The sequence below is a fragment of the Acinetobacter sp. GWC1_38_13 genome (assembly GCF_001767535.1).
GTDB lineage: Bacteria > Pseudomonadota > Gammaproteobacteria > Pseudomonadales > Moraxellaceae > Acinetobacter > Acinetobacter junii.
Map to the genome: position 1 here is coordinate 1 of NZ_MELG01000098.1, position 13,519 is coordinate 13,519.

At 39.6% G+C, this 13,519-nt stretch carries 13 protein-coding genes; 4 read left to right on the forward strand and 9 right to left on the reverse strand.

What is annotated here, in order from left to right; translation table 11 throughout:
• From A2003_RS10470 to A2003_RS10480, 3 genes are all read left to right on the forward strand, one after another.
• A partial coding sequence (locus A2003_RS10470; protein ID WP_502685956.1) for an MFS transporter occupies positions 1-536 on the forward strand: 536 nt, incomplete at its 5' end.
• Between the two features lie 155 nt (positions 537-691).
• Positions 692-3,076, forward strand: a complete 2,385-nt coding sequence (locus A2003_RS10475; RefSeq protein WP_286687318.1) for a YgiQ family radical SAM protein — start codon at positions 692-694, stop codon at positions 3,074-3,076.
• 300 nt (positions 3,077-3,376) lie between these two features.
• Positions 3,377-3,910 carry a DUF2726 domain-containing protein gene (locus A2003_RS10480; RefSeq protein ID WP_004917136.1) on the forward strand — a complete coding sequence of 178 codons (534 nt, stop codon included), beginning with the start codon at positions 3,377-3,379 and terminating at the stop codon, positions 3,908-3,910.
• Here the strand turns inward: A2003_RS10480 and A2003_RS10485 are convergent.
• The 9 genes from A2003_RS10485 to mdtD form a co-directional block, all read right to left on the reverse strand.
• The gene (locus A2003_RS10485) at positions 3,907-4,263 is read right to left on the reverse strand and encodes a RidA family protein (RefSeq protein ID WP_286687319.1); all 357 of its coding nucleotides are present in this window, start codon (positions 4,261-4,263) and stop codon (positions 3,907-3,909) included. The two genes, A2003_RS10480 and A2003_RS10485, sit on opposite strands and share 4 nt — an antisense overlap.
• A 75-nt stretch (positions 4,264-4,338) precedes the next feature.
• The gene (locus tag A2003_RS10490; protein ID WP_004957220.1) at positions 4,339-4,542 is read right to left on the reverse strand and encodes a hypothetical protein; all 204 of its coding nucleotides are present in this window, start codon (positions 4,540-4,542) and stop codon (positions 4,339-4,341) included.
• A 61-nt stretch (positions 4,543-4,603) separates the two neighbouring features.
• Positions 4,604-6,007, reverse strand: coding sequence for a cell envelope integrity protein CreD (gene creD, locus A2003_RS10495; protein ID WP_286687320.1), 1,404 nt, complete (start codon positions 6,005-6,007; stop codon positions 4,604-4,606).
• Positions 6,008-6,082: 75 nt separating this feature from the next.
• Positions 6,083-7,549: a two-component system sensor histidine kinase CreC gene (gene creC / locus A2003_RS10500; protein WP_286687321.1), complete on the reverse strand. Its 1,467-nt coding sequence runs from the start codon at positions 7,547-7,549 to the stop codon at positions 6,083-6,085.
• Between the two features lie 3 nt (positions 7,550-7,552).
• Positions 7,553-8,275, reverse strand: coding sequence for a two-component system response regulator CreB (gene creB / locus A2003_RS10505; protein ID WP_042892314.1), 723 nt, complete (start codon positions 8,273-8,275; stop codon positions 7,553-7,555).
• A 294-nt stretch (positions 8,276-8,569) separates the two neighbouring features.
• Positions 8,570-9,637: a DNA polymerase IV gene (gene dinB / locus A2003_RS10510; RefSeq protein WP_168154134.1), complete on the reverse strand. Its 1,068-nt coding sequence runs from the start codon at positions 9,635-9,637 to the stop codon at positions 8,570-8,572.
• On the reverse strand, positions 9,627-10,388 hold the full coding sequence (locus A2003_RS10515) for a glycoside hydrolase family 25 protein (RefSeq protein WP_099949342.1): 762 nt from the start codon (positions 10,386-10,388) through the stop codon (positions 9,627-9,629). Before A2003_RS10515 ends, dinB begins: the two co-directional genes overlap by 11 nt.
• Before the next feature lie 11 nt (positions 10,389-10,399).
• A complete protein-coding gene (locus A2003_RS10520; RefSeq protein WP_286687322.1) occupies positions 10,400-11,368 on the reverse strand; it encodes a hypothetical protein in 969 nt (322 codons plus the stop codon).
• 38 nt (positions 11,369-11,406) lie between these two features.
• Positions 11,407-12,795: a multidrug transporter subunit MdtD gene (mdtD, locus tag A2003_RS10525; RefSeq protein WP_005403509.1), complete on the reverse strand. Its 1,389-nt coding sequence runs from the start codon at positions 12,793-12,795 to the stop codon at positions 11,407-11,409.
• A 164-nt stretch (positions 12,796-12,959) separates the two neighbouring features.
• On the opposite strand from mdtD, the gene A2003_RS10530 reads away from it, so the two are divergent.
• A partial coding sequence (locus A2003_RS10530) for a choice-of-anchor I domain-containing protein (RefSeq protein WP_502685957.1) occupies positions 12,960-13,519 on the forward strand: 560 nt, incomplete at its 3' end.

Below are 13,519 nucleotides of genomic sequence, written 5' to 3' on the forward strand. Positions count from 1 at the left end.
GGATTTTATTTGCCCAAGGTTTTATCTTAATGGGCTGTTTAGTGACAGTATTTAACTACATTAGCTATCATTTATTAGAAGCACCATTTCACTTATCACAAGCATGGATTGGTGTGATTTCGATTGCTTATCTGGCAGGCATTTATAGTTCGCCTAAAGCCGCGCAATGGGGCTTTAAGTATGGACGAGATAAAGTTCTGCCGATGATGTTAATGACGATGATGATTGGCTTGTGGTTTACACTCCTTCCATCATTATGGTCAATTTTGATCGGTTTGATTATCTTCGCTTTTTCATTTTTTGCAGCGCATTCGACCGCAAGTAGTTGGGTTTCAGTACAAGCAGTTCAATATCGTGCAGTGGCATCCTCGCTGTATTTATTCTGCTATTACATTGGTTCAAGTTTGCTCGGCAGCTTCGGTGGATTGGTTTGGGAGCGGTTTGGCTGGATTGGAATTAATTTGAGTGTGAGTGTGGTTTTGGTGATTGGGTTAGTATCCGCTTTATATCTTGGTAAATTACAACGTTCAGCCTAAATTATTAAATCTGAATAAACTTTGTACAAATAATTTGTTATCTCCTTGTTCTTGAATGCTTTATAAACAGGGAAAATGAATTGAATTCATGTTAAAATGATCGGCTTTCATCTTTAGATGTCTCTCCTTCATCTGCTAGCCGAGATTCGCAAGCTATGTCTACTGCCTATACCAAGCAGACTGCGCCTAAAGCGCTGTTTGATTACGACAAATATTGGGCGTCGTGTTTTGAACCCGCACCATTTTTGCCGATGTCACGAGAAGAAATGGATCTACTCGGTTGGGATGCGTGTGACTTTATTTTAGTTTGTGGTGACGCTTATATTGATCATCCATCTTTTGTATCGGGTGTGATTGGGCGTGTGCTCGAAGCACAAGGCTTCCGTGTAGGTATTATTGCTCAACCAGATTGGACCAATGTTGAAAGTTTCCGTGTTTTAGGTAAACCAACCATTGCGTGGGGCGTAACTGCGGGCAATATGGATTCGATGATTAACCGTTATACGGCAGATCGTAAAATCCGTTCAGATGATGCTTATTCGCCAAATAATGAACCGAATAAACGTCCAGATCGTGCTGCCACGGTGTATTGTCAGCGTTGCCGTGAGGCTTTTCCTGATGTGCCAGTATTGCTCGGTGGGATTGAAGGTAGCCTACGTCGTATTGCTCATTATGATTATTGGTCAGACAAAGTTCGCCGCTCAATCTTGATGGATTCTAAAGCCGATTTATTGATGTACGGAAATGGTGAACGTGCAATCATTGAAGTGATGCATCGTTTAGCTAAAGGTGAGAAAGTTCACGACATCACTGATGTTCGTGGCACTGCATTTATTATTAATAAACACAATAAAGCATCAAAAGCACAATTTGTTGAAATCGCAAGTAATGATGTGGATACGATTGGTCGTGTAGACCCAATTATCAATCCATATGTCATGACTGAAGATATTGATGGCTGTGAAGTTGAAAAAGAAAAAGGCAACTCACTCGCACAATATCAAAATTTCCAAAAAGAAATTGTGACCAATCCAATCGTTCGTGAAGGGGATCAACTTGATCCAGATACGCAGATCGTACAGTTAAAACCTGCGCCATCCAAAGCGATTAAACATAAATTACCGCCACGTGAACTCGCTGTGATTCGTTTGCCTTCTTTTGAGGAAGTCGCCAATGATCAAGTGCTGTATGCGCACGCCAACCGTATTTTGCATCTGGAAACCAATCCAGGAAATGCTCGCGCATTGGTACAACGCCATGGCGAACGTGATGTTTGGATTAATCCACCACCAATTCCGTTAACAACGGAAGAAATGGATTATGTCTTTGATTTACCTTATGCACGTTTACCGCATCCAGCTTATGGTAATGCGCGTTTCCCTGCATTTGATATGATCAAATTCTCTGTGAATATCATGCGTGGTTGTTTTGGTGGTTGTACGTTCTGTTCGATTACTGAACATGAAGGTCGTATTATTCAAAACCGTTCTGAAGAATCCATTCTGCGTGAAATTGAAAAGATCCGTGATACTGCACCTCAATTTACAGGCATTATCTCAGACTTAGGTGGTCCAACGGCAAACATGTACCGTTTGCACTGTAATGACCCTGAAATCGAGAAGAACTGCCGTAAACCGTCTTGTGTTTATCCAGGTGTTTGTCAAAACTTACACACTGATCATGCACCATTGGTTCAGCTTTATCGTAAAGCACGTGAAATCAAAGGTGTGAAGAAGATTTTGATCGGTTCAGGTCTTCGTTATGATCTCGCGGTATTAAATCCTGAATATGTAAAAGAATTAGTACAGCACCATGTTGGTGGCTATCTGAAAATTGCACCTGAGCATACCGAACATGGTCCATTATCCAAGATGATGAAACCAGGGATCGGAACTTACGACCGCTTCAAACAAATGTTTGAGCGTTTTAGTAAGGAAGCAGGGAAGGAACAATATTTAATTCCTTACTTCATCGCTGCGCATCCTGGTACAACGGATTATGACATGATGAACTTAGCGATTTGGCTGAAAAAGAATGGTTTCCGTGCCGATCAGGTACAAACCTTCTATCCATCGCCAATGGCAACTGCGACCACTATGTATTATTCAGGCAAGAATCCATTATCTAAAGTGGCGCGTTATACCGAAAATGTCGATATCGTGAAAGGCGAAAAACGTCGTCGTTTGCATAAAGCTTTCTTGCGTTACCATGATCCAAATAACTGGCCTTTATTACGTGAAGCACTGAAAGAAATGGGGCGTTCGGATTTAATTGGTAATTCGAAACAGCATCTGATTCCAACCTATCAGCCACAAGGCACGGCTGAAGGTGAATATAAGTCTGCTCGTAAGAAAAACTCGACCGTGGCTGGTGATTCTGTAAAACGTGGTCAACAGTCTCGTCCGCAGTCTCAATCGAGTCAGAAACGTCCTCAAAAAGGACAGGTGTTGACTCAGCACACTGGTTTGCCACCACGTGAAACTGGTGATAAAAAGCCATTTTCAGGAAAGAGTAAACCTAAGGGTAAAGCCCATCGTTAATATTTAAAAGAAAGGGAAACATGCTTTCCCTTTCTTTTCGTCTGAAAATGTCAAAATAATCACAATTTAAGTGTAAAACTACAATTTATAGAAACATATACTGACAATATCAACTTGAAAATTTAAGCTATGATGATTATAAATAAAGGGCAGAACAGCTTTTACGACTTTGGTCGACTAGTAGAAAACGATTAAAACTTTAAAGTTGCACTGCTAAAATGACTTTGCTATCACTGTTATTGATTAAAAAAATGGCATAAAGCCAAATGATTATAAAAAATCTAAAGGGATTGGTTAGAAATGTATTATTTCATTACATTAGCTGGGTTGCTAATAATTGCAGCACTCGCGCTTCGGCGTATGCATCAAAATCAACGTCAAGATAGCCCGTTAAAACGCCGCGGCATTCTCACGATTTCTGAACAAATTACACTTATGCGCTTACAGGCTGTTTTGCCACGTCATACTGTACTTGCACACGTGTCTTTTGATGCTTTATTGACAACAAAATATGCGCATACACGCCGTAAGTATCAAGGACTAGTGGCAGATTTTGTTGTGCTTGATCAACAATATCAGGTTCTCGCTGTGATTGAGATTGCAGATGAGTCTTCAATTAATCGTTTAAATCAAAAATACTATCAAGATAGTTTGTTGGAGCTGGCTGGTTATAAAGTTCTACGCTACGGTAGTATTCCAACAGAACATGAATTACGTGAAGATTTGGTATCTGATCCTTATGAATCAAATACCATTATGACAACTTCATCTACCTCATTGCCTCAAACAGAACGTATGATGAAGTACAGTATGTTTGCTGCAAAATCGTCTTAATCTGGAAGAACAGCAGTAACGGTCATTTCTACTAGTACGTTAGGTGCATAGAGTTTAGATTCTACGCAGGTACGTGCTGGGGGATGACCTTCAGCAATCCATGCATCCCAAACCGCATTCATCGCGGCATAATCTTTCTCGATGTCTTTAAGAAAAATAAGCACTGACAAAATATGGGTTTTATCTGTTCCCGCTTCCGCTAGTAAACGATCGATATTATCTAAAGTCTGCTGTGTCTGAGCAGTCACATCTACACTGGTATCATCAGCTAATTGACCTGCTAAATGAACCAAATTTCCTGAAATTGCGACTTCGCAGTAACGAGAAGTGACATGCAAACGCTGCACAGACATAAGATTTACCTGAATGAATAACAATAGAAAAGATTGTACTTGATACGATTCTGATGCAGTGTAAATTTGTTTAAATTAGGCTGAAAAAGTTTCTATTTCCATTAATTTACGTTGTTTGAAAATCAAAATAGAGCGGGATTGTGGGCAAATAATAATATTGCCTAGATTCAGAAATTGAATTTTGGCTTGTCGAAGTTGATTTAAACAGCTCGCAATAGAGCTCTGGTTGGGACACAGTTGTTTGAGTTGGCTCAAAGCTGAAGTGGTCGTGTGATACATGATCTTATTCCTTATCATTATTGTTAAAAATTGGGCAAATATATGACTTTGCCCGATTCGTTTATATGTTTTGTTGTTCGGATTGATACCAATTGACGTGGCGTGTGATGTACATGACGCATGCAATTAAAATGAAAGACAAAATGGAGCCGAACAAGAAAGTTTTTCCGCTGGATTGTAGTAATAGATACATCATGCCGTATAAAGCACTGAGCAAAACACCGAAGAGTATGGCGGCTTTAAAACCTTGAACGACGAAGTATAAATACCAAGTAATCAAGCCAATACATGCAACTGCCGCAATCAGATAGGCAAGGGAAAAAGCGTAATATTCACTGATTGATAGTAATAAGACGAAGAACACGCCTTGCGCCATGGCAACCAACGCATACTGAACAGGATGAATTTTAAGATTCTTCAAAACCTCGAATAAAAAGAAGCAACCAAACGTAATAATGATCACCATAATGCCATATTTGATGGCACGATCAGTTTGGGTATAAATATTAACGGGTTCTAAAAACTGCGTTGAAATACCAGAAATGTTATTTGAAGATGTATTTGAAGCAACATAAGCAGCTTCAACATCACTGATCAGATTGCTTTGAGTATTTAAAGCTTGGTAAAAACACTGACTGTTTTCACAAGTTGAGAGACGATCTAAATTACGTTTACCTAAAGCAATATTTTTCCAGTCCGCTTCAAAAAGTTGTCTTTTGCTGAGTTTCTTAAACGGTAAACTTTGACCATCGTATTTCACATCACCCCAATTCCCTTTAGCTTGATATGTCATTTCGTAGCTGGTTGGGATAAAGGCAAATTCGCTTAAACCTTCTAGATCAAATTGTAGGCTAAAGCTAAAACCTTGTTGGAATTTTTGGATCAGTTCAGGATATTGCTTGCTGGTGATATGTAGTAGATCAAAGCCATGCTGTCCTTGGCTTTGTTCAGAAAAGTCAAATTTATAATTTTTTCCATCAATATTAAACGTTGGCTTGGCGTTTAGACCGCGAGCATCTTGGATAGGAAAAATGATTTCAGCTTGATCCCAAAGATAGTTGTGTTGAGGTTCAATCGTAGCGCCTTTAAATACGCCTTTTCCTTGCATGTGATTTTGATAACTAATCGCTTTATACATACTACGTTTGTAGGTATTGTCTGAAACTTTAAATTCAGCGGTCCAGTCTGTTGTTTCTGCACCTAAGGTAATAAATGCTGTTTGTGTGCAATCGTAAGTTTTCTTTTGTTCATCGGTACATGTAGTTTGAATTTGATAGGGAAGTTTTAAATAGGGTGCAATCACTTGTTGTGGGCGAATTTGTTCTTTTGCAATGTCCTGAATCACTTGTTGTTGATAGCTTTGGCGCTCATCTACTAAGTTAGAGATAAAAAAAAGACCAATATAAAAAATCAAAATCAGGAACAAAATCGCTCCTATTTTCAGATTAATAAAGTTTCTGCGCATGGTGGATTCCATTGTCATTGTGGTATGACAAGTATCTCGAATCGATATGCGTTCTAAATGAGTTGTAATTGAAGCTTATGTGAAGTTTCGATGAAGTATAATTTTTACCAGTACTCCTGATTTGTGTTGCTCTAAGAAATCTAAATCATTTTCAGGGATATTTTGAATGGTGACGTGACCTTGATGCTGTTGGATAATCTGCTGCACGATACTCAGACCAATACCCGTGCTTCGTTGCTGATTATGTGGACGTGGTAATGAAAAGTAGGTTTCAAAGACACGATTTAAAGCGTATTCAGGAATGGCATCCCCCTCATTGAATAATAGAATTTCAATACCATGAGTGATGGTATTTGCCCTCAGTTGAATGGCGAGATGACCATGTTCAGAGCAAAAGTCTCTTGCGTTATCTAAGACATTATTGATTGCTTGTTTAAGCCAAAAGGGATCAGCATAGATTGCGCAATATTCAGGAAGATTTAGCTCTATTTGAATCTGTTTAATTTGAAGAGCACTCTGTTGTTGTATCACGCAATCCCGAATCAATTTTGATAAATCAATATTTTGATACTCTAAAGCATGCTGATTTTTTTCTAAGCGTGTGAGCAGTAGCATGCGTTCGATTAAAGATTGTAAGCGATGACTTTGCTCAACAATATGTGCTGCAAATTGTTGTTGATCTGCTAAGGGTAAATCATCTTGTAATAGTTCTGCACTGGCTTGAATTGCCGTGAGTGGGCTTTTTAACTCGTGGGTTAGCGTATTGACATAATTTTCGACATAAGCACGATCTTCGAGTTTCTCTCGCATTTCACTGAGCGCTTGAGTCACTTGGTTGAGCTCTTTTGCAGAATAGAAAAATGGAGCTTGATTGACGGGTGCTAGTGCTTGAGCATAGCGACGCACTTTATCAATGCTGTGTCTTAACCAATATGCCACCATGCTTGCGAGTAATAAACTCAGTGCGGCGATCCAAAGCGCTTGATGAATCAGTTGACGTTCTGCACGAGCAATATACGGTTGTACGGATTGATTTGGTTTACCAATGCTAACTACACCAAGTAATTGTTGTTTGTAAATAATGGGTGCAGCAATATGCATCACGCTGCTGTTTCGATCATAAGGATTGGTTGCAGTAGAACGTGCGCCGTATTTGCCGCGTAAAGTCAGATAAACATCATTCCATTTAGAATAGTCTTGCCCAACGGCTTGACCTTCGGAGTCGTAGATGACAATACCGTGCTGATCGGTAATATACAGTTGTTGGTTAATTTCATCTTTTTGATGCTGCCAAATTGTGGCATTGAGTTGGCGTGATAATGCTGCTTGAATTTTTTGATCAAATTCAGGTGTACTGACTTTTTGTTGAGCCACATCTTCTGCAATCAGTTGGGCAATAATATTGGCATTCTCGGCGAGAGTATCTTCGACTACTTGACGGACATTTGGTTTAACCTGTTGATTCAACGTGTAGGCAATAAAGCTCAGGCTCAGCATAACCACTAAGCTAAAGAAAAACCAAATGCGGATAAAGATGGACATTGGTTAACCTAACTTCACTAAACTATACCCAAACCCTCGATGTGTCCGAATGGGATCATCATCAGGGGTAATTTGTTTAAGCTTTTGTCTTAAACTTTTAATATGGGTATCGACTGTACGTTCTAGGCTATGCTCAGGATGTTCCCAAATATGATCCATCAGTTGTTGTCGGCTAAAGACTTGTTCAGGATGCTGAATAAGTAAAAATAACAAACGATATTCATACCGTGTCAGTTGCAGTGTTTGCCCATGATATTGAATCTGTAGCGATTGTGGATTGCACGTCCATGTTGCAGATTGTAGGGGTATTTCTACTTGGCTGATTGATGGTTGTGATGAGATATTTTGCGCCTGTATTTCCATTCTGCGCCAAATGGCTTTGATTCGTGCCACAATTTCTCGTGCACTAAAAGGCTTTGTACAATAATCATCTGCGCCGATTTCTAGACCGACAACCCGATCAATTTCATCATCACGTGCAGTGAGGAATAATAAAGGTGTTTGATATTTTTGGCGTAGCTGTTTGCAGACTTCAAAACCATTCTGATCAGGTAAACCAACATCTAAAATAATAAAATCAAAAGCTTGTTCTGAAAGATATTGTAGTGCTTGAGCCCCTGTATTTGCCCAACTCACGTTCCAGCCTTCGCGCTCAAGAGCATAACGTAGCGGAAGAATAATCGCAGCTTCATCTTCAACACAGAGAATTTGTTTTTGATTCATCATGATTAACTAATCAATATTTTCTAATTTTATTGTGTTAGTTTAGCGGAAGATTTGGTTGAGAAAACTAGGATCATTTTTATAATTATTTAATAAAGCAAAGGACACTTGAAGTGCCCTGTAATATTCGGATTTGATCGTCACGCCAACCACAGGAGCAAATGCTAAAAGCGAGGATTTCTTTAGCAAGAGCAAATGACAAGGATAATGTCACTGCGATGCTTAGAGTACTGAAAACCGCATAAAAAGCAAACATAAATTTGAACGAGCATTGTGCTTTTGCATAAAAAAGCAACGTTACCACAAGGAAAGTTGAGATTCTTCCTCATGCGTCTGTAGTTGGTAAACGCCTACACCGACTAAACGGAACTGAAAACTTTGATCAATATGCATTTCTTCGATTAATTGCAAAACCACTTGTTCTAAATCTTGCTGCGAGCGCAGAGGGAGTTTAAAACTCTTACTATGCTGCAAGGTTTGAAAGTTTTTGAGTTTGAGTTTGACGTTTACCCCACGAGCAGTCAGTTGTTTTTTTTGCAAACTGCGCCAGACTTGTTCTGCTAAAGGCTGCCAAGCATGAGCACATTGATTCAATGTGTAGTCATCATCAAAGGTAATTTCTTTCGAGATTTGTTGGCGTTCACGTTCTGCTTTGACGGGACGATGATCAATGCCTTGTGCATATAAATACAGCTGTTTACCGTATTTTCCGAAGTGATGGATGAGTACGTTCTCTTCTATTTTTTGTAGGTCGCCCAAGGTGTGTAAATTTAATTGATTTAATTTTTCATGCGTGACTTTGCCAACGCCAGGGATTTTATTCAGTGCTAAGTCTTGAATAAAATGTTGGATTTGATGGGGTTTGATTACAAATAATCCATTCGGTTTATTCCAATCAGATGCGATCTTAGCCAAAAACTTATTAGGTGCAACGCCTGCGGAGGCTGTCAGTCCTGTGACGGCAAAAATATCTGCGCGAATTTGAGTCGCAACTTCAGTAGCGCTCGGGATGTTTTTTAGATTCTCAGTGACATCCAAATAAGCCTCATCTAAAGATAATGGTTCGATGAGTGGTGTGTATTGCTGAAAAATTTGATGAATTTGTGCTGAAACCTCTCGATATTTCTCAAAATGAGGTTCAATCACCACCACTTGAGGACAAAGCTTTTTTGCTTGCCCCATCGACATCGCAGAACGTAGACCAAAAACACGAGCAGGGTAGGAGGCAGCGGCAATGACAGCGCGTGGATGGTGTGAGGAAATGACCACTGGTAAGTCTTTAAGTTCAGGACGATCACGCAGCTCAACTGAGGCAAAAAAAGCATCCATATCGATATGAATGATTTTGCGTAACTCATTTGCCATCTTGAATGCCTTGCTGCTCAAGAAAGATACGCCACTGGCGTGGTGAATCCGCATACACATTTAAATCAACTGCTTTAGGTATCCCATCAATTTTTCCAGTTTGGGTGTGTTGCCAAAATAGCCATTTACGTCCGTCTTTTAATTCAGGTTTAGCTTCGTAATCACGAACCCATAGCGGCGTATCGTTAAAGCTCCCCATCAAAACGATGTGATAAAAACTCTTAGAAATATAGAAAATAGGCTGTTTGCCATAATGTTGTTGTAATTGATCATGCATAACCTGAATTTCTTTGAGTAACTGTTCTTTGGTATAGGTATTAATACAATTACTGTCATATTCCAAATCAATCACAGGGGGAAGGGCATCTGCTTTCTTTGGAACAGTCGCGATAAAATTTTCAGCTTGAACTTTGCCATCACGACACAGGCGATAGAAATGATAAGCACCGACATGCAACCCCTGTTCGCGAGCTTTTAGCCAGTTGTTCTGAAACTTACGATCTTTAAAATCGCCACCTTCTGTGGCTTTGAGATAGACAAATTGATATTGCATCGGAGAGATTTTTTTCCAGTTAATCTCACCTTGATGATGTGAAACATCAAAACCGCGAATCGAATAATCTTGTGCAGAAGCTTTTTGTTGGTAGAACAAACCGAAATAACTGACGATACCTAACATGACGGCTAAACCGATACTGGTATAAGTTGGATAATGCTCAGAGAGTCGGTATTTCGCAGTTTTTTTCGCCATGTCGTCAGAAGTTATGCAAGGTCTAATTGAGAGTCGGATTTACAATACTGATCATGTATTGATTGTACTCGTTTTGCTTTGGGATGAACCATCTGACTACCAAATTGTTCCACAAATCTACACGATGCATAATCTTTAGCCTGTTGTTCATATTCACGAACCCAGTTTTCTCTGTGTGCCGTGCGCTCATTTGATATCGGCCATATACCTTGTCTTAATCGCTCTACGCCTATTCGCCACGGTTTAGGACTGATTCGGGCGCGAAAGCAATTTTGATTTTGGCACATCAGGTCATAATAGGGATCGGCATAGATTGCTTTGAAAAATGATTGAACTTGCTCCCCTCGAGGTTCAAAGATTTGATGCATAACCAAAATTCGATAACCATTAGGAGTGCGATAAACACGTAAGTGCCATGTTGGATAATGTGTTGAGAACGCTCTAATTTTCTCTAGAGCTTGTTGTTCAGGTGTGCCCTTAAATTTTTGTTGGAATTTAAATACCGATTTTGCAATCAGGCTCGTAACTAGAAGCGAAAGGACAAATCCAAAGCCAAAGATAAACCAAGAAGAAAAATAAAATGCGCCTAAACCGCTGCTAGCCAGTAATACAAAGAAAACGATGAAGTACAAACTAGAATGAGGTTGGGTCACAAAATCAATATCTGCGAATAAGACATCAGGTGTGTTTAGACATAATGCACCATAGCTATTACGCGTAATAATCACATCATCGTACTGGCTGATGATTTCCTCTCGAATAGGTAAGCCCTCTGCACCGTTATAAGCAATTTTATGATCGATACGCCGAACCGTTTTATCTATTTTAAGTTGTTCAAGCGCCTCAAAGACTCGTTGCTCGGCATGCTGCTGAGCCGCTTCAATATTTTCATCTGACCAACCAAAGCGTTTAATCGTATATTGGCGACCTTCAAATTTCGCTTTGGTTTTTGCTTCAGCCCAATATTTAGGGACGATCATCTCTAGATCCTTCTTATTTTTGATATTTTATTACTTAATTAATCTGTTGTTTCTTTGGGAATTTGCCAAAAAATCCAAGCAGTAATGATATTGATACATCCTAAAGAGATGAGTGTGGCATGGAAAGCTGTAGTTATCGATGATGCTGGAAAATGTTGACCATATACATTGATCAATGTGCCTGCTAAAGCAACCCCGATACTCATTGAGAGCATCATAATCATTGATAAGAAGCTATTTCCACTACTCGCATCATGCTGTGGTAAATCTTTAAGGGTGAGCGTATTCATGCCAACAAATTGCAGTGAGTTGAGCGTCCCAAAGATAAATAAATGTAATATTTTTAGCCATAGAGGCGTATCAGCGGTCATTAATGCAAAACTGGCAATACATAGACCGACCAACACGGTATTGCTAAGCAGAAAACGACGATAACCCACTCGTTGAATGATAGGACGAATAATCGGTTTGGAAAATAATGAACCTAGTACCATCGGGATCATCATTAAACCTGTGATAAAAGGTTCGAAGCCAAAAGCCACTTGCAGCATCAACGGTAAAATAAAGGGAATCGCATTACTGCCTAGACGAGCAAAGAAATTTCCTAGTACCCCAATTGAAAAAATCTTATAGCGAAATAAACGTCCATGAAACAAAGCATTTTGATGGCTATGTGCATGATAGGCATACGCAACTGTTGCAATCGTACCTGCAACTAATAAGGAAATACTGACTAAACCTGAATATTGAGGTGCAGCAATATTTTCAATGCCTAAAGACAATCCGACCATTGCGATCATGAGCAATATAAAACCACTTAGATCAAAGGCTTTTACGCTCGGTTCTTTTTGGTTAGGCATGACTTTGAAGGTCATGATCATTCCTAAAACTCCCATCGGGATATTAATCAGGAAAATCCAGTGCCATGTGGTGACCTCGACGAGCCATCCGCCCAATGTCGGTCCCATGAGTGGGCCAATTAAACCAGCCAAACTCATTAGGCTCATAGCAGAGAGAAACTGAGAGCGAGGAATTAGTTTAAGTAGTGCCAAACGACCAACAGGCATGAGCAATGCACCACCAATCCCTTGAACGACACGAAAGAATAGCAACTGATCGAGATTTTGGGATAAGCCACAACCTAGTGATGCTAAGCTGAAAATTACCATCGAACTGAGATAAATATTGCGAATACCAAAGCGATCAGCAAGCCAACCGCTTAACGGGATACAGGCTGCGACGGATAAAACATAAGCGACAATGACTCCATGCATTTGTAATGGGTCTTCATTGAGCTGAACTGCCATAGCAGGAATCGCCGTGTTGACGATCGTGGTGTCTAAGGCTTGCATAAAGAAGCCTATCGAAACCAATAATACCAACAAGCGAAATTCAGGTTGTACAGCTTGATGAGTCGTCGTTGTCATATATTTTAAGGTGCTAAAACTCTATTCAAGTTTAATGCAAAAGAGCCTGAAAGAAAGACAATAATTGTCAAAGAGACGTCATCGAAATGACATCAAAATGTCATCGAATTTGAATCTCAGAACACTAGATTGATCCTACATAATAAATCGTATGGAAATTGATCATGAAGTTTAAGATTTCAGTTTTATTGACAGCTTTACTGTCTGTGGGATTAGTGGCATGTAACGATAATAATGACAACAACAATAAATCAGAACAAATTGAACCTACCCCTGAAACCATTAAATTAAGTGTATTAGGACACTATAAAACCAATATTTTTGCTGAAAGTGCAGCAGAAATTCCTGCGTATGATGCGGCAAGCAAACGGTTATTTGTCGTGAATGCACAAAAAGGTTTGGTAGATGTACTAGATGCATCTAAGCCTGAACAACCTGTTCATATTGCAGAACTCTCTGCACGTGATTATTTAGCTGACTCAGAAGTGAATAGCGTTGCCGTACAAAATGGCATCGTGGCGATTGCAGTCCAAGCAAAAAATAAAACCGATGCAGGTCTCGTGGTTTTCTTTAATGCCAAAGATTTGAGTTTTGTGAGTAAAGTGGCTGTAGGTTCATTGCCTGACATGCTGACCTTTAGTCCAAATGGCAAAACTGTTTTAGTGGCAAATGAAGCTGAGCCAAATGATGATTATTCGATTGATCCTGAAGGTTCGGTCAGTAT

What these genes read in the sequence shown, in the direction of transcription:
- A2003_RS10520 (WP_286687322.1), bottom strand. Translation starts at nt 11,368, where the DNA reads ATGATCGTCCCTAAATATTGGGCTGAAGCAAAAACCAAAGCGAAATTT.
- A2003_RS10480 (WP_004917136.1), top strand. Translation starts at nt 3,377, where the DNA reads ATGTATTATTTCATTACATTAGCTGGGTTGCTAATAATTGCAGCACTC.
- A2003_RS10515 (WP_099949342.1), bottom strand. Translation starts at nt 10,388, where the DNA reads ATGGCGAAAAAAACTGCGAAATACCGACTCTCTGAGCATTATCCAACT.
- creC (WP_286687321.1), bottom strand. Translation starts at nt 7,549, where the DNA reads ATGTCCATCTTTATCCGCATTTGGTTTTTCTTTAGCTTAGTGGTTATG.
- creB (WP_042892314.1), bottom strand. Translation starts at nt 8,275, where the DNA reads ATGATGAATCAAAAACAAATTCTCTGTGTTGAAGATGAAGCTGCGATT.
- A2003_RS10490 (WP_004957220.1), bottom strand. Translation starts at nt 4,542, where the DNA reads ATGTATCACACGACCACTTCAGCTTTGAGCCAACTCAAACAACTGTGT.
- A2003_RS10475 (WP_286687318.1), top strand. Translation starts at nt 692, where the DNA reads ATGTCTACTGCCTATACCAAGCAGACTGCGCCTAAAGCGCTGTTTGAT.
- mdtD (WP_005403509.1), bottom strand. Translation starts at nt 12,795, where the DNA reads ATGACAACGACGACTCATCAAGCTGTACAACCTGAATTTCGCTTGTTG.
- dinB (WP_168154134.1), bottom strand. Translation starts at nt 9,637, where the DNA reads ATGGCAAATGAGTTACGCAAAATCATTCATATCGATATGGATGCTTTT.
- A2003_RS10485 (WP_286687319.1), bottom strand. Translation starts at nt 4,263, where the DNA reads ATGTCTGTGCAGCGTTTGCATGTCACTTCTCGTTACTGCGAAGTCGCA.
- creD (WP_286687320.1), bottom strand. Translation starts at nt 6,007, where the DNA reads ATGCGCAGAAACTTTATTAATCTGAAAATAGGAGCGATTTTGTTCCTG.